At 72.0% G+C, this 22,414-nt stretch carries 18 protein-coding genes; 12 read left to right on the top strand and 6 right to left on the bottom strand.

Annotation, left to right across the window (positions count from 1 at the left end; all coding sequences use genetic code 11):
- Positions 1 to 103 precede the first annotated feature (103 nt).
- The gene (lexA, locus tag ACWC9R_RS27180; protein WP_450735358.1) at positions 104 to 901 is read right to left on the bottom strand and encodes a transcriptional repressor LexA; all 798 of its coding nucleotides are present in this window, start codon (positions 899 to 901) and stop codon (positions 104 to 106) included.
- A gap of 546 nt (positions 902 to 1,447) precedes the next feature.
- Here lexA and nrdR point away from each other — a divergent pair.
- The 3 genes from nrdR to ACWC9R_RS27165 all read left to right on the top strand — a co-directional run bounded on the left by nrdR (position 1,448) and on the right by ACWC9R_RS27165 (position 5,880).
- A complete protein-coding gene (nrdR, locus tag ACWC9R_RS27175) occupies positions 1,448 to 1,978 on the top strand; it encodes a transcriptional regulator NrdR (RefSeq protein ID WP_450735356.1) in 531 nt (176 codons plus the stop codon).
- A gap of 123 nt (positions 1,979 to 2,101) precedes the next feature.
- Positions 2,102 to 4,966 (top strand): vitamin B12-dependent ribonucleotide reductase, encoded by a 2,865-nt coding sequence (locus tag ACWC9R_RS27170; RefSeq protein ID WP_450735354.1) that lies wholly within the window; start codon positions 2,102 to 2,104, stop codon positions 4,964 to 4,966.
- A gap of 140 nt (positions 4,967 to 5,106) precedes the next feature.
- Positions 5,107 to 5,880 carry a tyrosine-protein phosphatase gene (locus ACWC9R_RS27165; protein ID WP_450735352.1) on the top strand — a complete coding sequence of 258 codons (774 nt, stop codon included), beginning with the start codon at positions 5,107 to 5,109 and terminating at the stop codon, positions 5,878 to 5,880.
- A 124-nt stretch (positions 5,881 to 6,004) separates the two neighbouring features.
- Here the strand turns inward: ACWC9R_RS27165 and ACWC9R_RS27160 are convergent, their stop codons facing one another.
- A complete protein-coding gene (locus ACWC9R_RS27160; RefSeq protein WP_450735351.1) occupies positions 6,005 to 6,526 on the bottom strand; it encodes a TerD family protein in 522 nt (173 codons plus the stop codon).
- 203 nt (positions 6,527 to 6,729) lie between these two features.
- Positions 6,730 to 7,317: a TetR/AcrR family transcriptional regulator gene (locus tag ACWC9R_RS27155; RefSeq protein ID WP_450735350.1), complete on the bottom strand. Its 588-nt coding sequence runs from the start codon at positions 7,315 to 7,317 to the stop codon at positions 6,730 to 6,732.
- Between the two features lie 149 nt (positions 7,318 to 7,466).
- Between ACWC9R_RS27155 and ACWC9R_RS27150 the strand changes: the two genes are divergently transcribed.
- Together ACWC9R_RS27150 and ACWC9R_RS27145 are read left to right on the top strand one after the other, a co-directional pair.
- Entirely contained in the window at positions 7,467 to 8,879 is a 1,413-nt protein-coding gene (locus ACWC9R_RS27150) for an amidase (RefSeq protein ID WP_450735348.1), read from the top strand.
- A gap of 68 nt (positions 8,880 to 8,947) precedes the next feature.
- Positions 8,948 to 9,553, top strand: coding sequence for a YdbC family protein (locus ACWC9R_RS27145; protein WP_450735346.1), 606 nt, complete (start codon positions 8,948 to 8,950; stop codon positions 9,551 to 9,553).
- Between the two features lie 12 nt (positions 9,554 to 9,565).
- On the opposite strand, the gene ACWC9R_RS27140 is transcribed toward ACWC9R_RS27145, so the two are convergent.
- Entirely contained in the window at positions 9,566 to 10,306 is a 741-nt protein-coding gene (locus ACWC9R_RS27140; RefSeq protein ID WP_450735345.1) for a TetR/AcrR family transcriptional regulator C-terminal ligand-binding domain-containing protein, read from the bottom strand.
- Positions 10,307 to 10,699: 393 nt separating this feature from the next.
- Between ACWC9R_RS27140 and ACWC9R_RS27135 the strand changes: the two genes are divergently transcribed.
- The 4 genes from ACWC9R_RS27135 to ACWC9R_RS27120 all read left to right on the top strand — a co-directional run bounded on the left by ACWC9R_RS27135 (position 10,700) and on the right by ACWC9R_RS27120 (position 14,022).
- Positions 10,700 to 11,359 carry a histidine phosphatase family protein gene (locus ACWC9R_RS27135; RefSeq protein ID WP_450735343.1) on the top strand — a complete coding sequence of 220 codons (660 nt, stop codon included), beginning with the start codon at positions 10,700 to 10,702 and terminating at the stop codon, positions 11,357 to 11,359.
- An 11-nt stretch (positions 11,360 to 11,370) separates the two neighbouring features.
- Complete coding sequence (locus ACWC9R_RS27130) at positions 11,371 to 12,279, top strand: ADP-ribosylglycohydrolase family protein (protein ID WP_450735341.1); 909 nt, start codon at positions 11,371 to 11,373, stop codon at positions 12,277 to 12,279.
- Between the two features lie 324 nt (positions 12,280 to 12,603).
- The gene (locus tag ACWC9R_RS27125; RefSeq protein WP_362605266.1) at positions 12,604 to 13,305 is read left to right on the top strand and encodes a ribonuclease HII; all 702 of its coding nucleotides are present in this window, start codon (positions 12,604 to 12,606) and stop codon (positions 13,303 to 13,305) included.
- 66 nt (positions 13,306 to 13,371) lie between these two features.
- Complete coding sequence (locus ACWC9R_RS27120; RefSeq protein WP_450735339.1) at positions 13,372 to 14,022, top strand: hypothetical protein; 651 nt, start codon at positions 13,372 to 13,374, stop codon at positions 14,020 to 14,022.
- A gap of 156 nt (positions 14,023 to 14,178) precedes the next feature.
- Here the strand turns inward: ACWC9R_RS27120 and ACWC9R_RS27115 are convergent, their stop codons facing one another.
- A complete protein-coding gene (locus ACWC9R_RS27115) occupies positions 14,179 to 14,886 on the bottom strand; it encodes a hypothetical protein (protein WP_450735411.1) in 708 nt (235 codons plus the stop codon).
- 217 nt (positions 14,887 to 15,103) lie between these two features.
- The gene (locus ACWC9R_RS27110; RefSeq protein WP_450735338.1) at positions 15,104 to 17,269 is read right to left on the bottom strand and encodes a RecQ family ATP-dependent DNA helicase; all 2,166 of its coding nucleotides are present in this window, start codon (positions 17,267 to 17,269) and stop codon (positions 15,104 to 15,106) included.
- A 125-nt stretch (positions 17,270 to 17,394) separates the two neighbouring features.
- Here ACWC9R_RS27110 and ACWC9R_RS27105 point away from each other — a divergent pair, with 125 nt between their 5' ends.
- The 3 genes from ACWC9R_RS27105 (at position 17,395) to ACWC9R_RS27095 (ending at position 22,043) form a co-directional block, all read left to right on the top strand.
- On the top strand, positions 17,395 to 19,011 hold the full coding sequence (locus ACWC9R_RS27105) for a DUF4192 family protein (protein ID WP_450735336.1): 1,617 nt from the start codon (positions 17,395 to 17,397) through the stop codon (positions 19,009 to 19,011).
- 215 nt (positions 19,012 to 19,226) lie between these two features.
- Complete coding sequence (locus ACWC9R_RS27100) at positions 19,227 to 21,230, top strand: glycogen debranching N-terminal domain-containing protein (RefSeq protein WP_450735334.1); 2,004 nt, start codon at positions 19,227 to 19,229, stop codon at positions 21,228 to 21,230.
- A gap of 48 nt (positions 21,231 to 21,278) precedes the next feature.
- Positions 21,279 to 22,043, top strand: a complete 765-nt coding sequence (locus ACWC9R_RS27095) for an NUDIX hydrolase (protein WP_362605257.1) — start codon at positions 21,279 to 21,281, stop codon at positions 22,041 to 22,043.
- The last annotated feature ends 371 nt before the right edge of the window (positions 22,044 to 22,414 follow it).

Below are 22,414 nucleotides of genomic sequence, written 5' to 3'. Positions count from 1 at the left end.
ACCTCTGGTTCGGGCGCCGGCACAGGGCGCCCGAACGGAGACCCACACAAGCAGAGCCCCGGAACCGGCGCAGTGGTTCCGGGGCTCGGTCGTGAGCGGTGGGTCAGACGCGGCGCAGTACCGCCACCACCTTGCCGAGGATGGTCGCCTCGTCTCCGGGGATCGGCTGGTACGCGGAGTTGTGCGGCAGCAGCCACACATGGCCGTCCTCGCGCTTGAAGCGCTTGACGGTGGCCTCGCCGTCCAGCATGGCGGCGACGATGTCACCGTTCTCGGCCACCGGCTGGCGGCGGACCGTGACCCAGTCGCCGTCACAGATGGCGGCTTCGATCATGGAGTCGCCGACGACCTTCAGCACGAAGAGTTCGCCGTCGCCGACGAGCTGGCGGGGGAGCGGGAAGACGTCCTCGACCGACTCCTCGGCGAGGATCGGGCCGCCGGCGGCGATCCGGCCGACCAGCGGAACGTAGGACGCGGCGGGCTTGCCCGCGGTCTCCGTCGCGGCGGTGCTGGTCTGGTCCGAGCCGCGTACCTCGTACGCCCGGGGGCGGTGCGGGTCGCGGCGCAGGAAGCCCTTGCGTTCGAGCGCCATGAGCTGGTGGGCGACGGACGAGGTGCTGGACAGGCCGACGGCCTGGCCGATCTCGCGCATGGACGGCGGGTAGCCCCGCCGCTGCACGGAATCGCGGATCACCTCGATCACCCGGCGCTGGCGGTCGGTGAGTCCGGAGCTGTCGGCCCGGATACCCGGTGGCCTGCCGGGCAGGGCGCGGGCGGGCTTCTGCTCTTCGGAATCCGACGTGGCGTCGTCCATCGGCCGCTGTGCTTTCTGCGGGTGCTCGAACCGGCTCTGGGAGTGGCTTTGTGCGGTGATGGTCGCGCTGTCTGCGGTGGTGGTCACGTCGGCCCCTCTCGAAATGTTCTCCCTAGTTAGCCAACGGTAGTTGCTTTCGAAAGGTTGCGCCAAACACACGTTCGAGTGAAATATTCGCCGATTGCTACCCGGATCAAGAGGCTGGGTGTATGGCCGAGTGACTTTTCGAGTCCTCGTCGGGGCGTGTCCGCCCGGATTTCCGGTCGCCCGGCGAGCTGTCCCGCCGCCGTGCGGAGACCTCGCGGGTCACCTGTCCCGACCCGGCCGATTCTGTCACCCCGGCCCCGCCGCGCCGCCGGCCGGGTGGCTTCCCGTACTCTCGTGGGCGACCGTCCGGCCCGTCGCCGCCGCGACACGCGGTAGGCGGATGTAAGCGCCCCGGCACCACATGTAGTGGTTGACTGCGATCGGTTACCCAGAAGTTGTGGTGCCTGGTCCTTCGCGGGGTCGGGAATCGCCTATGCTGGAGCCTGCTCCGAAGGGCCCGTACGGACCGGCCGGAGGTCTGTCGCCGTACGCCGGGCTCGTTGGCGTACGTACGTCCGTATATCAAAGGGTGAGGAGGGTGGAGCCATGCACTGCCCCTTCTGCAGGCACCCGGACAGCCGCGTCGTCGACAGCCGCACCACGGATGACGGGACGGCGATCCGCCGGCGACGTCAGTGCCCCGACTGCTCCCGCCGTTTCACGACCATCGAGACGGCGTCGCTGATGGTGATCAAGCGGAGCGGGGTCACCGAGCCCTTCAGCCGCAACAAGGTCATCGCGGGAGTGCGCAAGGCGTGCCAGGGCCGACCGGTCACCGAGGACGCCCTCGCCAAGCTCGGCCAGCGGGTCGAGGAGGCGGTGCGCGCCACCGGCAGCGCCGAGCTGTCCACCCATGACGTCGGGCTCGCCATACTGGGCCCGCTGCAGGAACTCGACCTCGTCGCGTACCTGCGCTTCGCGTCCGTTTACCGGGCCTTCGATTCACTTGAGGACTTCGAGGCGGCCATCGCCGAGCTGCGTGAGCAGCGCGAGCAGGGACCGCCCGGGCAGGAATGCGGGAGCGACGGGGAGGCCGGCGGCCCGGCCGTTCCCGTGCCCGCCACCGCCGCCGACTGAGCTCGGCGCGCATCCAGGACCTGAACCGGGGCGAGAGCAGGGCGCCCCGGTGCAGAAAGACATACACCGTGCCACGGAATGAGTGCGCACATATGGGCGTTTGCCCGTATACAGGGAGGCGGCATGACAGAGACGACGAGCGGCCCGGCACGAGGCTCCCGCGCCAAGGGCAGCAAGGCGAGCAAGGGTCTGCGTATCGAGCGCATCCACACCACACCCGGCGTGCATCCGTACGACGAGGTGGAGTGGGCGTCTCGTGACGTCGTCATGACCAACTGGCGCGACGGCTCGGTCAACTTCGAGCAGCGTGGCGTCGAGTTCCCCGAGTTCTGGTCGGTGAACGCGGTCAACATCGTCACGAGCAAGTACTTCCGTGGTGCGGTGGGCTCCCCGACCCGTGAGGCGAGCCTGAAGCAGCTCATCGACCGGGTGGTCAAGACCTACCGGAAGAGCGGCGAGGAGAACGGCTACTTCGCCTCCCCGGCGGACGCCGAGATCTTCGAGCACGAGCTGGCCTACGCCCTGCTCCACCAGGTCTTCAGCTTCAACTCGCCGGTGTGGTTCAACGTCGGCACCCAGCAGCCGCAGCAGGTCAGCGCCTGCTTCATCCTCTCCGTCGACGACTCCATGGAGTCGATCCTCGACTGGTACAAGGAAGAGGGGATGATCTTCAAGGGCGGCTCCGGCGCCGGCCTGAACCTCTCCCGTATCCGCTCCTCCAAGGAGCTGCTCTCCTCCGGCGGCAACGCCTCCGGCCCGGTCTCCTTCATGCGCGGCGCCGACGCGTCCGCCGGAACGATCAAGTCGGGCGGCGCCACCCGCCGTGCGGCCAAGATGGTCGTCCTGGATGTGGACCACCCGGACGTCGAGGCCTTCATCGAGACCAAGGTGAAGGAGGAGGAGAAGGTCCGCGCGCTGCGCGACGCGGGCTTCGACATGGACCTGGGCGGCGACGACATCACGTCCGTCCAGTACCAGAACGCCAACAACTCGGTCCGTGTGAACGACGAGTTCATGAAGGCCGTCGAGTCCGGCTCGAAGTTCGGGCTGCGCGGCCGGATGAACGGCGAGGTCATCGAGGAGGTCGACGCCAAGGGCCTCTTCCGCAAGATGGCGGAGGCCGCCTGGGCGTGCGCCGACCCCGGCATCCAGTACGACGACACCATCAACCACTGGCACACCTCGCCGGAGTCGGGCCGGATCACCGCGTCCAACCCGTGCAGCGAGTACATGCACCTGGACAACTCCTCGTGCAACCTCGCCTCGCTCAACCTCCTGAAGTTCCTGCGCGACGACGACCTGGGCAACCAGTCCTTCGACGCCGAGCGCTTCGCCAAGGTCGTCGAGCTGGTCATCACGGCGATGGACATCTCCATCTGCTTCGCCGACTTCCCCACCGAGAAGATCGGTGAGACCACCCGCGCCTACCGCCAGCTGGGCATCGGCTACGCCAACCTCGGCGCCCTGCTGATGGCCACCGGCCACGCCTACGACTCCGACGGCGGCCGCGCGCTGGCCGGTGCCATCACCTCCCTGATGACCGGCACCTCCTACAAGCGCTCCGCCGAGCTGGCCGCGGTCGTCGGCCCGTACGACGGCTACGCCCGTAACGCGGACGCCCACAAGCGCGTCATGAAGCAGCACTCGGACGCCAACGGCACCGCGGTGCGCATGGACGACCTGGACAACCCGGTGTGGGCGGCGGCCACCGAGGCCTGGCAGGACGTGCTGCGCCTCGGCGAGAAGAACGGCTTCCGCAACGCCCAGGCCTCCGTGCTGGCCCCGACCGGCACCATCGGCCTGATGATGGACTGCGACACCACGGGCGTCGAGCCGGACCTGGCGCTGGTGAAGTTCAAGAAGCTGGTCGGCGGCGGCTCCATGCAGATCGTGAACAACACGGTCCCCAAGGCGCTCAAGCGGCTCGGCTACCAGCCCGAGCAGGTCGAGGCGATCGTCGCCCACATCGCCGACCACGGCAATGTCGTCGACGCCCCGGCCCTGAAGACCGAGCACTACGAGGTCTTCGACTGCGCCATGGGCGTGCGCTCGATCTCCGCCATGGGCCATGTGCGCATGATGGCCGCCGCGCAGCCCTTCCTCTCCGGTGCGATCTCCAAGACGGTCAACGTCCCGGAGACGGCCACCGTCGAGGAGATCGAGGAGGTCTACTTCGAGGGCTGGAAGCTCGGCCTGAAGGCGCTCGCGATCTACCGCGACAACTGCAAGGTCGGCCAGCCGCTCTCCGCCAAGAAGAAGGAGGAGGAGAAGAAGGCCGAGCCGGTCGCCGAGAAGAAGGTCGTCGAGTACCGCCCGGTCCGCAACCGCCTCCCCAAGGGCCGTCCCGGCATCACCACGTCCTTCACGGTCGGTGGCGCCGAGGGCTACATGACCGCCAACTCCTACCCGGACGACGGTCTCGGTGAGGTCTTCCTGAAGATGTCCAAGCAGGGCTCGACCCTCGCGGGCATGATGGACGCCTTCTCCATCGCGGTGTCCGTGGGCCTCCAGTACGGCGTGCCGCTGGAGACCTACGTCTCGAAGTTCACCAACATGCGCTTCGAGCCGGCCGGTATGACGGATGACCCGGACGTGCGGATGGCGCAGTCGATCGTCGACTACATCTTCCGCCGCCTGGCGCTGGACTTCCTGCCGTTCGAGACCCGCTCGGCGCTCGGCATCCACTCCGTCGAGGAGCGCCAGCGCCACCTGGAGACCGGTTCGTACGAGCCGTCCGAGGACGAGGTCGACGTCGAGGGCCTGGCCCAGTCGGCGCCCCGCCAGACGGAGTCCACCCCGTCGGCGAAGATCGTCGAGGAGGCCGCCGCCCCGGCCCCGAAGCAGGCGCACACCAACGCCGAACTCGTCGAGATGCAGCTCGGCATCAACGCCGACGCCCCCCTGTGCTTCTCCTGCGGGACGAAGATGCAGCGGGCCGGCAGCTGCTACCTGTGCGAGGGCTGCGGCTCCACCAGCGGGTGCAGCTGATCACGAGCGGACGGGCGTCCGAGGCGTGAGCGGCTTCCACTGAGGGTGCCGCGCCGTATGTGAGAGAGGGTGCCGACCACCGGTCGGCACCCTCTTTTGCCGTGGTGCCCGCCGTGGTTGCGGCCATAGGGTGCCGCGTTGTGAACAGACACCTGGCTTTCGAGCGACTGCACAACTTCCGTGACCTGGGCGGCTATCGCAGCGCGGACGGCCGGACGGTACGAGGCGGCCGGCTGTTCCGCTCCGACTCGCTGGGCAAGCTGCGGGGCGAGGACTGGACACGCTTCCTCGGTCTGGGCATCGGCACGGTCATCGACCTGCGTTATCCGTGGGAGATCGACGCCAAGGGCCGTATCCCCGTGCACCCGTCCTTCCGCTACCACAACCTCAGCATCGAGCACCGGCCCTACGACCAGCCGAGCCTCGGCCCCGGGGTGGAAACCGGCCCGTTCCTCGCCGAGCGCTACCTGGAGGTCGCCCACGACGGCGTCGGGGAACTACGGCAGGCGCTCGAAGTGATCGCCGCCGCGGACGGCCCTGTGGTGTTCCACTGCGCGTCCGGCAAGGACCGCACCGGTCTGCTCGCCGCACTCGTCCTGGCCGTCCTGGGAGTGCCGGAGGCCGACATCATCGAGGACTTCACCCTCACCGAGCGGGCCACCGAGCGCCTCCTCGCGGACTGGCGGGCCGAGCACCCCGGTCAGGAACCGGTCTGGCCCGGATACGGCCGGGCGCCCGCCGAGGTGATGCGCCGGTTCCTCGCCGCTCTGACACGACAGCACGGCTCCGTGCGGGGTTACCTCAGCGGTCTGCTGGGCGTCGACGACGAGATGGTCGCGAGGCTGCGCCGGAAGCTCCTCGATCCGTCCGGGGAGCCTGCCGGCCCTTCCGGAGCGCGGGTGGGGGCGGCCTGAGCGGGGCCGCTGGGGGCGGCGCGCAGTCGGGGCCCCATGGGGCCCCGCCCGGGGAAGGCGGCAGAGGGGCGTCTCCCCTCGCCGCCGCCCCACGGGCTCGCCGCCACTTCGTACTACCCGCCCGTCAGCGGCCCATCTCCGCGGTGAACGTGTGCGGGTCGGCGTCGAATCCCCGGAGCGCCGAGTGGAAACGCCACTGCCCCGCCTCGTCCCGGACGAACTCGGCGACCGTCGCGGCGGTCGCCCCCGGGACCTCGGTGAAGTCGTGCTCCACCAGGTCGGTGTACCCCTCGCGGATGCGTACCGCGGTGTTCCCGACATCGCCGAAGACCTTGCGGCCCTCGCCCTGCTGGATGGCGACTCCCACGATCACCCGGGTGTAGCTCTCGGCCAGCCGGTGCAGCTCCAGCGTCATGATCTCGTCGAAACCGAAACCCTGGCCGGTCCTGCTGTCCCGGTTGAGGGTGATGGTCCCGTCGGGCGACCGGCTGTCGAAGTGCACCAGATAGGCCGGGTCACCGTGCGGCGCGTCGGCCGTGTAGGTCGCCGCGACGATGTCGAGGTCGTTGTCCGGTGTCCCGATGGGGCTCGGGTCCCACTTGAGCGTTACCTCGACCTTCTCGATGCCTTTGCTGAGCGTGCTCACCGGACGTCCCTCCCGTCATCTCCCGGGTGCCGTGGCGCGGCCGGCACGGCCACGTGGCAGCTCCCCAGGACTTCCCGTTGGCTGACCATCGTGCCACGTCCAGCGACCCGGGGGCGGAGTGAACTGCCCCTGGTCACACGTGGTTTGCCGGGGAATCGGGTGGCTGAAAAGCGCCGTCCGGCCAAGGGGGTGGACGGCTCGGCTCAGTGAGTCCGCTCGTCCCAGAGGCGGTTGAGCTGGCCGTCCAGTACGTCGAGAGCCTCGGCGGGGGAGAGGTGGCCGATCAGGACGTGGGTGGTGAGGCCGTCGGCCAGGGCGAGGAGCGTACGGGCCGCGCGGTCCGGGGCGGCGGTGTCCGACGCCTCCGCGATCAGCCGCGCGAACATCGTCCGCAGACCGGCGTAGTTGGCACGCAGAATTCCGGCCAGGGGCGGGCTGACGGCGGCCTGGGCCACGAAGGCCAGCCAGACCCGCGCCTCGGCGCGATGTTCCTCCTCGACCAGCGACACCTCGGTCGCGGCGTGCCCCAGGGCCGTACGGGCCGACTGGGCGGGTGAGGCGGTCAGCCGGGCGGACACCCGCGCGGTGATCCGTTCGCCGATGTGGCCGAGCGCGAAGACCAGCATCTCCTCCTTGGTGCCGAAGCAGCGCTGGACGGCCCCCATGGACACCCGCGCGCGGGCCGCCACGTCGCGGAGCGTGACGCCCTCCAGGCCGCTCTCGTCGGCGAGTTGGCACACCGCTTCGGCGATCTGCCGGCGACGGCTCTCGTGGTCGACCTGTCTGGGCATGTCCCGCACTCCGGTTATCCGATGCGTGTGTATCGGTGACAAGGTTACGATGTCGAAGCGATGCAAGTGCATCGGAACGTCGGAACGGCGCCGGATACCGGTTTCCGGGTGCCCGGAAGGGCCGGCCGGCGCCACACGAGGGGGAGGACATGCGCAACGCGCTGTGGAGGATGACGGCCCGCGCCCAGGCGGCGGCGGTACGCACCGGCGAGGTGTCGGCGGGGGAGCTGGTCGAGGCGCATCTGGAGCGGATCGCCGAGGTCAACCCGTCCGTCAACGCCGTGACCCAACTGCTCGCCGAGCGGGCGCGGGACGAGGCGGCGGAGGTCGACCGCCGGCGCGTGGCGGGCGCCGAGCTGGGACCACTGGCCGGTGTCCCGTTCACGGTGAAGGAGACCACGGCCATCGAGGGGGTGCCGACGACCTACGGCGCGGAGCGCTTCCATGACTTCGTCGCGCGCTCCGATGCGCCCCCGGTGGCGCGGCTGCGCGCGGCGGGCGGCATCCCCGTCGGACACAGCAACATGCCGACGCTCATCCTGGCCGGTATCCACACCCGCAGCGAGCTGTTCGGGGACACCGTGAACCCCTGGAGCACCGCCGTCACGCCGGGCGGCAGCAGTGGCGGCGACGGTGCGGCCGTGGCGGTCGGCATGGCCCCGCTCGGGCTCGGCAACGACTCCGGCGGTTCGGTGCGGCTTCCCGCTTCCTTCTGTGGTGTCGCGGGTCTGAAGCCGACCTACGGGCGGTACGCCGCCGACCACCGCATCGGCCCGGACGACCCCGCGCTAGCCGCTCAGCTCCTCGTGGTCGACGGCCCGCTGGCCCGTACCGTCGATGATCTGCGGCTCGCCCACGAGGTACTGGCCGGGGCCGATCCGCGCGACCCGCGGGCCGTACCGGTGCCGCCCTACGGGGCGCCGCCGGCGCGTCCGCTCAAGGTGGCGATGGTGACGGACCCCGGGGGCCGTGGTGTGCATCCGGTGGTGCGCCGGGCCGTGGAGAGCGCGGCGGACGCGCTGCGGGACGCGGGGTACGAGGTGTGCGAAGTGGCGGACGTGCCGCGGCTGGACGACGCCCTCGAGGTCTACGCTCGGATGACGCTCACGGAGTTCGCCACCACCTGGCCGGTGGTCAAGCCGCTGCTCGGGGAGGGAGGGCACCGTTATGTCGAGTGGGGGATGGCCAGGTCGGGCCCCGTGGACCTGCCGGAGTACCTGCGGCTGACCGGGGTACGGATGGGCATCCAGCGGGACTGGGCGGCCTTTCTGGGCGCGTATCCGCTGGTCCTGGGGCCGGTGTTCACCGATCCGCCGTTCACGCCGGGGGAGGAGGCGCGGGACGCGGAGAGCCATGGACGGGTCCAGGACGCGTTGCGGCTGTGCACCGCGACCAGTTTCGTCGGGGTGCCCGCGGTGGCCGTGCCCACCGGCGTCGTGGACGGGCTCCCGTACGGAGTGCAGCTGATCGGGCGCTCCTACCGGGAGGACCTCTGTCTGGAGGCGGCCGAGGCGGTGGAGCGCCGGCTCGGGGTCCTCACTCCCATCGATCCCCGCCCGTAAGGAAGTTCGGGGTGGCGGGTTGTGACGCGCAGTGATCCCGGTTCGGCCCAGGGCCGTACGATGGCGCGGTGCTGGTCAAGTGGATTCGCCTCACCGTCGTGGACCGTCGAGGGTTCGAGCGGGGGCAGCGGAAATGGGCGGGGCTGCTGGGTGAGCCGGGATTCCGGGGTCAGTGCGGCGGGTGGAGCCGGGGACGGCCGGGTGTCGCGCATCTGGTCGCCTTCTGGGAGAGCCGGGCGTTCTACGACTCCTTCATGGCGCGCTCGCACGACCGGCTGGCGGCCGCCCAGGCCGGCACGTACAAGGACGCCCAAGTCCGCCTGTTCGAGCACGAGTTTGATGTGAAGGTGGGCTTCCGCCCCTCCTTCAGCGATGTGGACGTCCTGCGGCTGGCGCACTGCCAGGTGCGCCAGGACCGTGTGGATCACTTCATGCTGATGCAGGAGAAGGTCTGGAACCCGGCGATGGCGGGTTCGCCGGGCATGCTGCGCGGGATGCTGGGGCGGGCTCCGGGGGAGGAGTTCCTGGTGCTGTCCCTGTGGCAGTCGGCGGCCGAGCGGGGGAAGTACCGGCCCGAACGGGTCGAGCGGCTGGCGCTGCGTGCCCAGATAGCCGCGGACGTCCGGGCGATCGCGGGCGACGTGGTGCAGCTCGAACCGTCGTGGACGGTGTGACGGACGGCGCGCTCAGGGGGCCGTTCCCTGCGCGGCGTCCGCCCCGTCTGCGGTCGTGAACGCCCCGGCGCGGGTGGCCGCGAGCGTCGCCGCCACGGCCTGCTCGGCGACGCTGTCGTCGACCGGCTCCCGGGTGATGAACAGCCGGAAGAACAGCGGCGCCGAGACGGAGCGGACGACCGCCCCGGCGTCGATGCCGTGCTGCGGGGTGGCATCGGAGGCGCCGGCCGCGCCTTTCTCTCCGGGGCCCGGTGATGCCGGCAACTCCCCGCGCCGCACGGCGCGTTCGACGACGGCCTCGCAGCGCGCGAACCGCTCGGTGTAGTAGGCGCGCAGCGCTCCGGCCGCACGCTCCGACTGGAACGCGGCGGCGATCATCGCGGAGCCCGAAGCGGCCACCGCCGGGTCGGTGAACGACGTGACGACCTCCCGGGCCAGGGCGCGCAGATCGCCCTCCAGGGACCCGGTGTCGGGCGGGACCCAGCTGTCCTCGCCCGCCAGATCCAGCGCGTCCGCCACCAGACCCTCGACGTCCTTCCAGCGCCGGTAGAGCGTGGTCTTGTGCACGCCGGAGTGGGCGGCGACGTACTCGACGGTCAGGCCGGGATAGCCGTGTTCGGTGAGCCCGGCCAGTACGGCGTCGCGGACGGCGGCGCGGGTGCGGGCGGTGCGGCCGCCGGGGCGCCGGGTGCCGGGGCTGGGCGCGGAACCGTCCCCCTCGGGGTCGTTGCCGGGCACCGTCTGCTCAGTCAATTGCTACTCCAGTTGCGTTAGTGGATTCCGTCTGTCATCATCATCGTAATGCGACGAGGGTTGCATTTACCTCGGGAGGATGCTTGTCCGCTCTCACTCCCCTCCAGGGCTCCCTGCCCGGCATCGCCAGGCCCTACGGCGACCGGCCGCTGTCGGGCGGTGCCGCTCTGCCGATACACCTCGGCGCACGCGTAGCTCATGCCCGATTCTCGATGTGGCTGATGTGGCTGATGTGGCTGATGTGGGGCTTCGCCGCCCCTGCCCAGGGGAGGCGCGACGGCCGCCCGGCCCTGTTCGCGCACCGACGACGGAAGCGACGGGGGACGGATGTGCGACGGGCCGCGGCCCCGGCAGCGTGCGACAGCCGCGAGGTGCCCGATTTAGGCTGGCGGCATGGCTCGGCCCCGACGCATCGTTCTCATCCGCCATGGAGAGTCGGAGGGGAACGCCGACGACACCGTGTACGAGCGCGAACCCGATCATGCGCTCGCCCTGACCGGAGCCGGGCTGCGGCAGGCGGCGGAGGCCGGCGGCGCGGTGCGCGCGATGTTCGGCGACGAGCGGGTCTCCGCGTATGTCTCGCCGTACCGCCGCACTCACCAGACCTTCCGCGAACTCCGCCTCGATCCCGCCAGGGTCCGGGTGCGCGAGGAACCCCGGCTGCGCGAGCAGGACTGGGGCAACTGGCAGGACCGCGAGGACGTCCGACGGCAGAAGGCCTACCGGGACGCCTACGGCCACTTCTTCTACCGCTTCGCCCAGGGGGAGTCCGGAGCCGACGTCTACGACCGCGTCGGGGCGTTCCTGGAGAGCCTGTGGCGCAGCTTCGAGGACCCCCACCACCCGCCGAACGTCCTGATCGTCACGCACGGACTCACCATGCGGCTGTTCTGCATGCGCTGGTTCCACTGGACGGTGGCCGACTTCGAGTCGCTGTCCAACCCCGGCAACGCGGAATGGCGCACCCTGCTGCTCGGCCCCGACGGCCGCTACACCCTCGACCGGCCCTTCGAGCGCTGGTGTGAACCCGTTCCTTATGGGGCCACCGGTTAGAGTGCACCCCGATGACCCTCGACCACCGTGACGCAGACCGCTGTGAGCGGGCTCTGGCGAGCCTGCGTGGACTGTCCGTGGGTGACGCCCTCGGCTCCCAGTTCTTCGTCCCCGCGAACTACCCCTTCCTCAAGCGCCGGGAGACGCCCCCCGCCCCCTGGCAGTGGACCGACGACACCGAGATGGCCTGCTCCGTCCTGGCCGTCCTCGCCGCCCACGGCCGGATCGACCAGGACGCTCTCGCCCGCTCCTTCGCCGACCACCACGACTTCGACCGTGGCTACGGGCCGGCGGTCAACCGCATGCTGCGGCTGATCCGCGAGGGCGGCGACTGGCGCGAGCTGGCGTCCGGGCTCTTCAACGGCCAGGGCTCCTGGGGCAACGGAGCCGCGATGCGGATCGCGCCCCTCGGCGCCTGGTACGCCGACGATCCCGAGCAGGCCACCCACCAGGCGGAGATCTCCGCCTACACCACCCACCAGCACCGCGAGGCCGTCGTCGGCGCCATGGCCGTCGCCGCGGCGGCCGCCCTGGTGGCCGACCCGGACCGTGACACCGGCCCCGAGCAGCTGCTCGACGGGGTGCTGGAGCTGATCCCGCGCAGCGCCGTACAGGCCGGGCTGCGCCGGGCCCGCGACATGCTCGACTACGCCGACTCCGGCACCGTCGCCGCCGTCCTGGGCTGCGGACGGCGCACCAGCGCCCATGACACCGTGCCCTTCGCCCTGTGGGCCGCCGCCCAGCACCTCGGCAGCTACGAGCGGGCGTTCTGGACCACGGTCCAGGCGGGCGGCGACGTCGACACCACGTGCGCGATCGTCGGAGGCGTCGTCGCCGCCGGACGTGCCGGTGCTCCGCCCGAGGCGTGGCTGGAAGGCACCGAGTCCCTCCCGTCCTGGACCCCGGTCCTCCCCGACTGACCACCCCCCCGTACCGCCGCGCCCCTTCGCCCGTCTCGCCCTCCCGTCCCACCCTGCGTGGGCCCGGTCGTCGGCATGCGCTCCGTTGACCTGTGGCACCCTCCAACGGGCCGTCCCGTACGGTGACTTCGACGCCGCACCGGTGTGCGCAGGGCGATGGGACGGCGACGTTCGGTGCCGGTCCCGGGGTGCCCGCGCCGCTTCGGCGTACCCGCCGGTAGTGATACCGTCCGGTGCTGCTCACGCGGTCGCCGGCACCGATTTTCGCCAGGTCCGGGTCCGGTGCGGACGGCCGGGCCGAATAGGCGTAACCTGGCTGGCGCCATGCCGTACGAGCCCCCCACACATTCCGTCGAGCGATCATTGCGCGCCACGACGGGCGCCAAGATCGTTGCAGGTGTCGACGAGGTCGGACGCGGAGCGTGGGCCGGTCCGGTCAGCGTCTGCGCAGCCATCACCGGACTGCGCCGGCCGCCCGACGGACTCACCGATTCCAAGCTGCTGACTCCCAAGCGCCGCACCGAACTGTGCGATGTGCTCGGCGAGTGGGTCACGTCGTATGCCCTGGGGCACTCCTCGCCGGAGGAGATCGACGAACTGGGCATGACCGCTGCCCTGCGGCTCGCGGCCGTACGCGCCCTGGAGGCGCTGCCGGTCCGGCCGGACGCGATCATCCTCGACGGCAAGCACGACTACCTGGGCGCGCCATGGCGGGTCCGCACGGTCATCAAGGGCGACCAGTCCTGTATCGCGGTTGCCGCCGCGTCCGTGATCGCCAAGGTGCGGCGCGACGCGCTGATGGCCGAACTGGGCCTGGCACATGCCGACTTCGACTTCGCGGGCAACGCCGGCTACCCCTCGCCGACCCATCGCATCGCCCTGGAGGAGTACGGTCCTACGCCGCACCACCGAGTGTCGTGGTCCTACATGGACGCCCTGCCCCGGTGGCGGCATCTGAAGAAGGTGCGCATCACCCCCGAAGCAGCCGCTCTGGAAGCCGGTGGCCAACTCGGCTTCGACTTCTGAGCGGTGTGGGCATGAATTCGGTACCCGATGACATGTTCCGCACTTACGTTTGATAGACATCCCTTTATGCCTCTCATCCCCGAGGAGCCTCAGATTCACGAGAGTGTCCCGGGTCCCCGCGCAACTCCGGCCGCCGGCCGCACCGCGTCGACCCCCCGTCCTGTTCCTGGTCCCGGTCCCCGCCCCGCGCCTCCGCGTGGCGCCCCCGCGTCCAGCGTCCGTCCGGGCAAGCCCGGACCTGCCGCCCCGCCGCGTGGTCCTGTCGCCGCTCCGCCGGCGCAGCGCACCAACTCCCCGCAGCCGCCCGCCGGTGCGTCCGGCACCGCTGCGGGAGCGCAGCTCCAGCTGATCCCGGCTCCGGCCGACGGCGCCGTCGACGCCGCCGACGAGGCCGTCGATCTCCTGCTGGACTCCGGTCGTGCGCCGGGCGAAATCCTGGTGCTGACCACCGGCGAGACCCATCCGTGGGCCGCGCATGAACTGTCCTTCGGTGAGGCGTCCTACTGGGCCCAACACGACGCCGCGGACGATGTGTTCTACGCGGACGCCGCGGCCGGGCGGGCCACCGGCCGGCCCGTCGTGGTCGTCGCGGTCAACGGCGACTCGGACGAGGTCACCGCGGGGGCGTTGCCCGCTGCGATGGCCCGCGCCGGAACGCTGCTGATCGTCTGCGGTGACCCGCAGCGGATCAACGCCGTGCTCGGCGCCCACGCCTGACCGCAGCCGGTTCGCAACAGCCCGTCGGCCCTGGAGGCCGTCGGGCTGGCTTGCGTTTCCGACGGGTGAGGTCCATGGACGGACGGCATTGAGGTGCCGAACGGAGCGCTCGTTCTCCCGCCCGGGGCGGGAACACGGGATGCCCGCCCGGCCCGCTCAGCGCGCTGCCGTGTGCCGATGTGCTTCCGGTGCACCACCGCCGGTGCGCCGCGGCACCGAACGGTTCTGCGCCGGAATGCCCACAGCCGCACGCGGGTGATCCGCATACGTCGTCGTCATGCGACCCATCGCCCTGTGCTCCGCCCCTGAAGGCGCCGGCTCTCCGAGCGGCATGTCCACCGGAGGAGTCCTCGGGCGGCGCCCGCCCCGGCCCTCTCCCAGGACCTGCCAGCGGTCCGGGGTGAGGGTGATGTACGCCCCGCAGCGCAGCCCGTGCAGGGTGCAGGCGTCGCGCAGCCCCCACATCCACGCCCCGTCCGTCTCCGTCCAACGGGGCTCGCCCTCACGGCAGTAGAGCAGCACGGCGGTCCGCACCGGGGCGCGCAGCCGCAGGTCGTGCGGGATGACGCGGCGCAGATGCGCCAGCAGCACATTGCGGAACCCCCAGCCGTCGGGAGCGGCCGCGAGTTCGGTGAACGACGCGCTGGCCGTCACCCGCTCCTGCGCGTCGAGCACCGCGACGACGGCCGTCGACGGCTCCGGGAGATGTCGCTCGTGCAGGCCGGCGACGACCTCACGGGGATTGCGCAGCAAGGGGATGCCGGCCGAGGCCCATTCGGCGGGCTCCAGCATCCGTCCCAGTCGGGCGGAGTCGGCGGACGCGGGCGGGGGCATCTGCGGGGGTGAGGCGAAGCCGAAGGTCACGTTCCTCCCTTCGTCTACGCGTCCGGACATCGGACGGTGGCCTGGCGCGGATGGGCACCACGACATGGCCCTGCCTGACCACGGACGGCCGGTAAGGGGAAGCACCTCCAATTCTCGCGGTCGCACACCCATGCGGCAACGAGCAATTCCCGCCCGTGACCGGAATCGCCACAGCTATCCCAAATATCCCCGCGTGTCGTCGCGAGCCGTGCCCCGTTCAACCCTGTACGGCGAGGACCAGCGGAAACACCCCCTCTGCTCCCGCCCGGCGCAGCAGCCGTGCGGCCATCGCCAGGGTCCAGCCGGTGTCGGCGTAGTCGTCCACCAGCAGCACCGGCCCACCGGCGCCGGCCAGGGCCTGCGCCAACTCCGGCGCCACGCCCAGCGAACCGTGTAGAGCCCGCAGCCGCTGGGCGCTGTTGCTGCGCGGAATCCTGCCGTGCGCATCGTCCTCCGACGAGGTCACCGTGCCCAGGAACGGCATCCGGCCGACCGTGGCGATCCGCTCGGCCAGCGACCGGATCAGCTGCGGACGGCTGTGTGAGGAGAGCGCGACGACACCCACCGGGCGGGCCGGCGCCTCCGCCGCCCCAGAGGCCCAACCCCCGGGCCCCTTGGCCCAGTCGGCGAGAACCGTGACCACCGCGGCCGCCACATCGTCCGGGACCGGGCCGTCCGGAGCCTGCGGGGCCAGCATCGGACGCAACCGGTTGCCCCACCCGATGTCGGAGAGCCGTCCCAGGGCGCGGCCGGTCGCGGCCAGCTCGCCCGCCGGGATGCGCCCCTTGAGATCGACACCGACGGCCGGCAGCCCCGTCGGCCACATCCGCCGCGGCTCGACCTCCACCCCCGGCCGCCCCAGCTCACCGCGCGCCGCGTCCAGCGAGGCGGCGGACACCTCGGCGGTGAACCGCGCCCCGGCACAGTTGTCGCAGCGGCCGCACGCCACCGCCGCCTCGTCGTCCAGCTGCCGCCGCAGGAACTCCATCCGGCAGCCCGCCGTGGTGGCGTAGTCCCGCATGGCCTGCTGTTCGGCCTCGCGCTGACGCGACACCCACGCATAGCGCTCGGTGTCGTACGCCCACGGCCGGCCGGTGGACGTCCAGCCCCCCTTGACGCGCTGTACGGCGCCGTCCACATCGAGGACCTTGAGCATGATCTCCAAGCGCGAGCGCCGCAGTTCGACCTGCGGCTCCAGGGCCGGCAGCGACACCGGCCGGCCGGCAGCGGCCAGCACATCCAGGGTCCGCCGCACCTGCTCCTCGGGCGGGAACGCCAGCGAAGCGAAGTACTTCCAGATCGCCTCGTCCTCCCGCCCGGGCAGCAGCAGCACCTCGGCGTGCTCGACGCCACGGCCGGCCCGGCCCACCTGCTGGTAGTACGCGATGGGGGACGACGGCGAGCCCAGATGCACCACGAACCCCAGGTCGGGCTTGTCGAAGCCCATGCCCAGCGCCGAGGTCGCCACCAGCGCCTTGACGCGATTGGCGAGCAGATCGTCCTCGGCCTGCTGGCGGTCCGCGTTCTCCGTCTTGCCGGTGTACGAGGAGACGGTGTGCCCCCGGTGCCGGAGGAAAGCCGTGACCTCCTCGGCGGCGGCGACGGTCAGTGTGTAGATGATCCCCGAGCCCGGCAGCTCGTGCAGATGGTCCGCGAGCCAGGCGAGCCGGTGCGCGGCGTCCGGCAGCGGAAGAACGCCCAGGCTCAGACTCTCCCGGTCCAGCGGCCCGCGCAGCACCAGCGCCTCGGTGGAGCCCTCGCTCGTCCCGAGCTGTTCGGCGACGTCGGCGGTCACCCGCGCGTTGGCCGTCGCCGTGGTGGCGAGCACCGGCACACCGGGCGGGAGGTCGGCGAGCATCGTGCGCAGCCGCCGGTAGTCGGGCCGGAAATCATGGCCCCAGTCGGAGATGCAGTGAGCCTCGTCGACCACCAGCAGGCCCGTCGCCGCGGCGAGCTTGGGCAGCACCTGATCGCGGAAATCGGGGTTGTTGAGCCGCTCCGGGCTCACCAGCAGGACATCCACCTCGCCGGCCGCCACCTCGGCCTGGACGGTGTCCCACTCCTCCGTGTTGGCGGAGTTGATCGTGCGCGCGCGGATACCGGCCCGCGCGGCCGCCTCGACCTGATTGCGCATCAGCGCGAGCAGCGGGGAGACGATCACCGTCGGTCCGCTGCCGCGCTCGCGCAGCAGCGCCGTCGCCACGAAGTAGACGGCGGACTTGCCCCAGCCCGTGCGCTGCACGACCAGGGCGCGGCGGTGATCGGCGACCAGCGCCTCGATCGCGCGCCACTGATCCTCGCGCAGCCTGACGTCGTCGCCGGGACGCCCGACGAGGCGGGTCAGGACGGCATCGGCTGCGGCACGCAGATCTTCGTTGCTCATGCCCCCATGCAACCCGATGCCACTGACATCGCGCGAACCCCAGCCCGAACCTGTGGATAACCTCGTCGCCCGCGAGTTATCCACAGGGGTCGCGGTGCGGCGGCCGGCCGCGGGATCTTCGAGCCATGAATCCGCACAGCGAACCGAGCAAGCGCGCCGACGACAGCAACCCCGCCCCCACCTCCTCCCACCCGCCCAAGCCTTCGGCCCCCGCCAACTCCCCCCGCCCGCCCAGGCCCTCGGCCCCGGCCGACCCGCCGAGCACCACCGGGCCCTCCGACCCCGTCGCTCCCACTCACCGCTCCGGCGCCGAGGGACCGGCCGGCCAGTCCGGTCCCGCGGACGCCACCGACCCTTCCGCTCTCTCCGACCCCGCCTACATCGCCGCCTCCCCGACCCCGTCCGACCTGTCCCACTCCGCCTCCGCCGACGCCGCGCGGTCCGCCGACGCCCAGGTCACCCTGCGCAGTCCGGCCGAGCTCGCCGACGCCCTGCCGTATTTCCTGGGCTTCTATCCGGACGACAGCATCGTCATGGTGGCTCTCCACGGTGAGCGCGGACGCTTCGGCGGCCGGGTCAGGCTCGGCATCCCGACCGATACCGCGCAGTGGCCCGATGTCGCCGACCAGCTCGCCGACTGCCTGATCTCTGCAGGCCAGGAGCGTGACAACCGGCCCACGGCGATCATCGCCTACCTCTGCCAGGAGCCCGTCGCGGGCGAGACCGGCAAGGACGTCAAGGACCGCCTCCGTCCCCTCGCCCAGCGGCTCCGAACCGCCTGCGGCACGCTCGACGTACCGGTCCTGGAAGCCCTCTGCCTCTCCAACGGCCGCTTCTGGTCCTACTGTTGCCCCGACTTCCGCTGCTGCCCCGCCGAGGGCACCCCCATGGTCCTGCCGGGCACCTCCGTGATGGCCGCGGCCGCCGCCTACGCGGGAATGCAGGTGCGCGGCTCCCTCAAGGAGATGGAGGCCAGGCTGCAGCCCCGTACCGGGCGCCGGGCCGCCGAACAGGAGAAGGCACTGGACACGGCGGCCGGTGCACTGGTGCCGCACATGCTCCGGAGGGACGGGGCGGCGACCGTCCGCCGGGACACCCTCGACCTGGCCACCGCCATGATCCGCCGCTTCCGTCTGGACACCCCCTCGGGCAGCAACCGGGCCCGGGACGCCTGCGACGACGCGCTGATCACCGATGCCGAGGCCTCCGATCTCATCCTCGGCCTCCAGGACCGGGTCACCCGTGACCGGGCGGCGGAGTGGATGGACGGCTCCGCCGCCGCACCGGCCCTCCGGCTCTGGCGTGCCCTGGCCCGCCGCTGCGCCGGCGGCTACGCCGAACACGCGGTGGCGCCGCTCACCCTCGCCGGCTGGGTGTGCTGGTCCACCGAGGACGGACCCTCGGCCCGCGTCGCCCTCAGCTGCGCCCTGGCCCTCGACCCCGACTACACCTTCGCCCAGCTGCTGCACCGCGCCATCAACGAAGGCCTCGACCCGGAGCCGCTGCGCCGCTGCCTGCGCGAGCAGCACCAGGAGGCGGCGGCAGCCACGGAGCCGCCCGCGCCTGCCGCCGCTCCGGCAGCCAAGGAGACACCGCGGCCCACGAAAAGCCCCCGACCGGCCCGCTCCGGACCCGCAGGCCGCCCCCGGGGACCGCGCGGCACCACCGGTCCGGGCAGTCGTACGACCGACGGGCGCGGCAGGCGCCGAACCGGCCGCGACGGCGACCGGAGCCGGCGGTGACCGGGCCGCTGCTGCGGCGCCCGCGTGACCTGGGCGCAGGCCGGAGCGTTCACCCAAGTGGCGTAATCCGTCCGGAGCCCCGACCTCACCAGGGAGCACAGCGCGTGCCAGGCATCGTCCCCACTGCTCAACCGGCCCGCAGGCTGCCCGGAGCGCGGTGCCCGGCACCACCCCTGGCGCCGCGACCGCAACCCGTCCACTCCTCACTCGTCTGTGTGGCCCTCCCGGCCCTCGCCGTCTCCCCGGCGTCGGGGCAGCTGACCGGCCAGGGCATGGACGGCTTCTACCGCGACGGCCGACGGGTCCTCTCCCGCTGTGAGCTGCTGGTCGCGGGCGAGGAACCACTCGCCGTCCAGGGGCGGTTGACCGGAACGGCCCGCGCCCGGTTCCTCGGGACGATCCGCGTGACCGGTGAGCGCGGGCCGGACCCGGAGGTCCACGTGGAGCGGCTGCGGTCCGCCGACGGCACCGAGCGGATCACGTTCCACAGCAGTGCCGCCCGGCCTGTCCGGCTTCCGGTCGAGATCCGGCTGGGCACGGACCTCGCGGAGCTCGGCTCCGTCGCCGTCGGCCTCCCGGGCCCCGCCCTGCGGGCGGTGGTGCACGGCTCCGGACTCCGCTGGTCCGGGCCCGGTGCGCACGCGGTGGTGACGGCGACGCCCCGCCCCGCGGACGTGCTGGCCTCGGCGGGCCTGCTGCGCTGGGACCTGCATCTGCCGCCCGGTGCCCGCCACACCATCGAACTGCGTGCCGGACTGGAACACGACAAGGCCGGACCGGGCGGCGCCCCGGATAACCACCGGGGCCCCGCTACCGCCCGCATCCCCGGCCCGCGCACCGGGCCGGTCGCCCCGCGGCCACGGGGCGACCGGCCACCGCGTCCCTGGAGCGCGGCCCGCCTGGAATGCGACGACCACCGGGCCGAGACGCTCATGGCGGGCAGTCTCGACGATCTCCACGGCCTGGTGATGCGCGACCCTGCGGTCCCCGCGGACCTGTATGTCGCCGGCGGCTTCCCCTGGCGCTGCGGCCTCGCACCGGTCGAGGCGCTGTGGGCAGCCCGGATGCTGCTTCCCCTGGGCACCCGGCTCGCCGCGGGCACGCTGCGTGCGCTCGCCCGTACGCAACAAGCCGCACCAGGACCGGATTTCGGCCGAATCCCAGGCCCTCTCAGAGATGCCGGACCCCACGCCCCACCGAGCTGCACCGGCATTGAGGCCACTCTCCTCTTCCCTGCCGTACTCGCCGAGGCCCGCCGGTGGGGGCTTCCCGAACGGGAGGCGGAGCGGCTGCTCCCCGCAGCGGAGCGCTGCCTGCGATGGCTGAGACGCGTCACCGACCCGCCAGGCGGCGGCCTCGGGGGCTACGTCCCCGACCCCGCTCCCGGTGGACCGTACCGCTGCGAGACCCAGGCCCACGCCCATCGCGCCGCCCTTCTGGGCGCCGATCTCCTCGATGCCTTCGGAGCCTCCGGAGCGGCGGAGCTACGGGACCGGGCAGACGACCTGCGCACCCGGTTCCGGAGGGACTTCTGGCTGGAGGACGGTGCGGGCGGCCGCCCCGCCGCGCTGCTCACCGCCGACGGCCGCCCCGTCCCGCACCTCGCCTCCACCACGGCGGCGCTCCTCGACACCGGCCTGCTCGGCGGCGGCGCCCTCGCTCCCGGTCTGCTGGACGCGGCCCAGACCGGCCAACTGGCCGGCCTGCTGGGCAACCCGGCCATGGACTCCGGGTGGGGTCTGCGCGGGCTGGGCGCCAAGGAGAGCGGCTACAACCCCTTCGGCCACCGCAGCGGCGCGGTCCGCGTCCACGAAACGGCGCTCGCCGCCGCCGGTCTGACTGCGGCCGGCCACGAGCGGACAGCCGACTCCCTGACCAGAGGGCTTCTCGCCGCGGCGGAGAGCTTCGGACACCGCCTCCCCGAGATGTACGCGGGGGAGCAGAGCACCGCCGACGGCGCCCCCGTGCCGCACCCGGCGGCCTGCCGCCCCGCTGCCGTGGCGGCGGCCGGCGCGGTGCACATACTCATCGCGCTCGCCGGCCTGCGCCCCGATGTCCCCGCCGGCACGGTGTCCGTGCGGCCGCCCGGTACGGCCCCGCTCGGCGCCCTGCAGCTCACCGGACTGAGCGTCGCGGAGCAGCCGTTCGCCGTACGGATCAGCAGACTCGGCATGGGGGTGGTGGAGACGGCCGCTGACGGTCTGCAGCTGGGGCCGTGACGTGCTTCGGGCCTGTTTATCGTCAGGCGGACGACTATGATCACGCCCATGCCTCCCTACGACCCGTCGGCCTTCCCGCCCTTCGCTGTCACCGTCGACCTGGTCGTGCTCACCGTGCGCCGCCACGCCTTGTGCGCGCTGGCCGTACGCCGTGGTGAGCCGCCGTTCCAGGGCCGCTGGGCCCTGCCCGGTGGATTCGTCCGGGCCGACGAGGACCTCGAAGGCGCGGCCGCCCGGGAACTCGCCGAGGAGACCGGCCTGCACGCCCAGTCCCCGGAGGACTCGTCGCCCGTCCCCGGCGCGCACCTCGAGCAGCTCGCCACGTACGGCGACCCCAAGCGGGACCCCCGGATGCGGGTCGTCAGCGTCGCGCACCTGGTGCTCGCCCCCGATCTGCCCGCTCCCCGGGCCGGCGGCGACGCCCACAGCGCACGGTGGGCACCGGTCGAGTCCCTCCTGGAACAGGACGACACCCTCGCCCGGGAGGGCGAGCTGGCGGCCCCGCTCGCCTTCGACCACGCGCGGATTCTCGGCGACGGCGTGGAGCGGGCCCGTTCGAAGATCGAGTACTCCTCGCTCGCCACGGCCTTCTGCCCGCCGGAGTTCACCGTCGGCGAGCTGCGCCGGGTGTACGAGGCGGTCTGGGGCGTCGCGCTCGACCCCCGCAACTTCCACCGCAAGGTGACCGGGACTCCCGGCTTCCTGGTTCCCACCGGGGGTACGACGACACGTCAGGGCGGCCGCCCGGCACAGCTGTTCAGAGCAGGCGGAGCGACGCTGCTCAACCCGCCGATGCTGCGCCCGGAGGTCTGACGCCGCCGGGGCGCAGCCCAGCACCGTGGGGCTGAAGTTCACCCGCGGTGACACGATGGACCATCAAGGCTGAGCAATTGCGAGAAAATAGGACATATTGCGGTACCTTGGTCGGGTGAGTCCTTTCGTATCTCCTGCAGCTCCCGACCGGCCTCACACCCCGCCAGGGGTGCGACGCCCCGCACCGCCTGGCTGTCCGGTGGTCCCCGTGGCTCGGGTCCAGCCGCCGACGGCGCTCCCCGCTGCACGGCACCGCCCGATCGGGGTGCCACCGCACTAGGACCTGTCGTCAAACTCCCGCCTGCCCGCGGCGCCTGGCACGCACTCCCCCACGCCTAAAGGGCGCGGGGGACCCCCATGCCGCGTTGTCG

The organism is Streptomyces sp. NPDC001219 (assembly GCF_053597915.1).
Note: the sequence above shows the minus strand (reverse complement) of the source record. Positions and strands in the feature narration are given on the sequence as shown.

Bases quoted from the DNA above. Each gene is read 5' to 3' on its own strand.
- ACWC9R_RS27150 (WP_450735348.1), top strand. From the start codon at position 7,467: ATGCGCAACGCGCTGTGGAGGATGACGGCCCGCGCCCAGGCGGCGGCG.
- ACWC9R_RS27120 (WP_450735339.1), top strand. From the start codon at position 13,372: ATGCCTCTCATCCCCGAGGAGCCTCAGATTCACGAGAGTGTCCCGGGT.
- ACWC9R_RS27135 (WP_450735343.1), top strand. From the start codon at position 10,700: ATGGCTCGGCCCCGACGCATCGTTCTCATCCGCCATGGAGAGTCGGAG.
- ACWC9R_RS27110 (WP_450735338.1), bottom strand. From the start codon at position 17,269: ATGAGCAACGAAGATCTGCGTGCCGCAGCCGATGCCGTCCTGACCCGC.
- ACWC9R_RS27130 (WP_450735341.1), top strand. From the start codon at position 11,371: ATGACCCTCGACCACCGTGACGCAGACCGCTGTGAGCGGGCTCTGGCG.
- ACWC9R_RS27105 (WP_450735336.1), top strand. From the start codon at position 17,395: ATGAATCCGCACAGCGAACCGAGCAAGCGCGCCGACGACAGCAACCCC.
- ACWC9R_RS27125 (WP_362605266.1), top strand. From the start codon at position 12,604: ATGCCGTACGAGCCCCCCACACATTCCGTCGAGCGATCATTGCGCGCC.
- ACWC9R_RS27170 (WP_450735354.1), top strand. From the start codon at position 2,102: ATGACAGAGACGACGAGCGGCCCGGCACGAGGCTCCCGCGCCAAGGGC.
- ACWC9R_RS27095 (WP_362605257.1), top strand. From the start codon at position 21,279: ATGCCTCCCTACGACCCGTCGGCCTTCCCGCCCTTCGCTGTCACCGTC.
- nrdR (WP_450735356.1), top strand. From the start codon at position 1,448: ATGCACTGCCCCTTCTGCAGGCACCCGGACAGCCGCGTCGTCGACAGC.
- ACWC9R_RS27155 (WP_450735350.1), bottom strand. From the start codon at position 7,317: ATGCCCAGACAGGTCGACCACGAGAGCCGTCGCCGGCAGATCGCCGAA.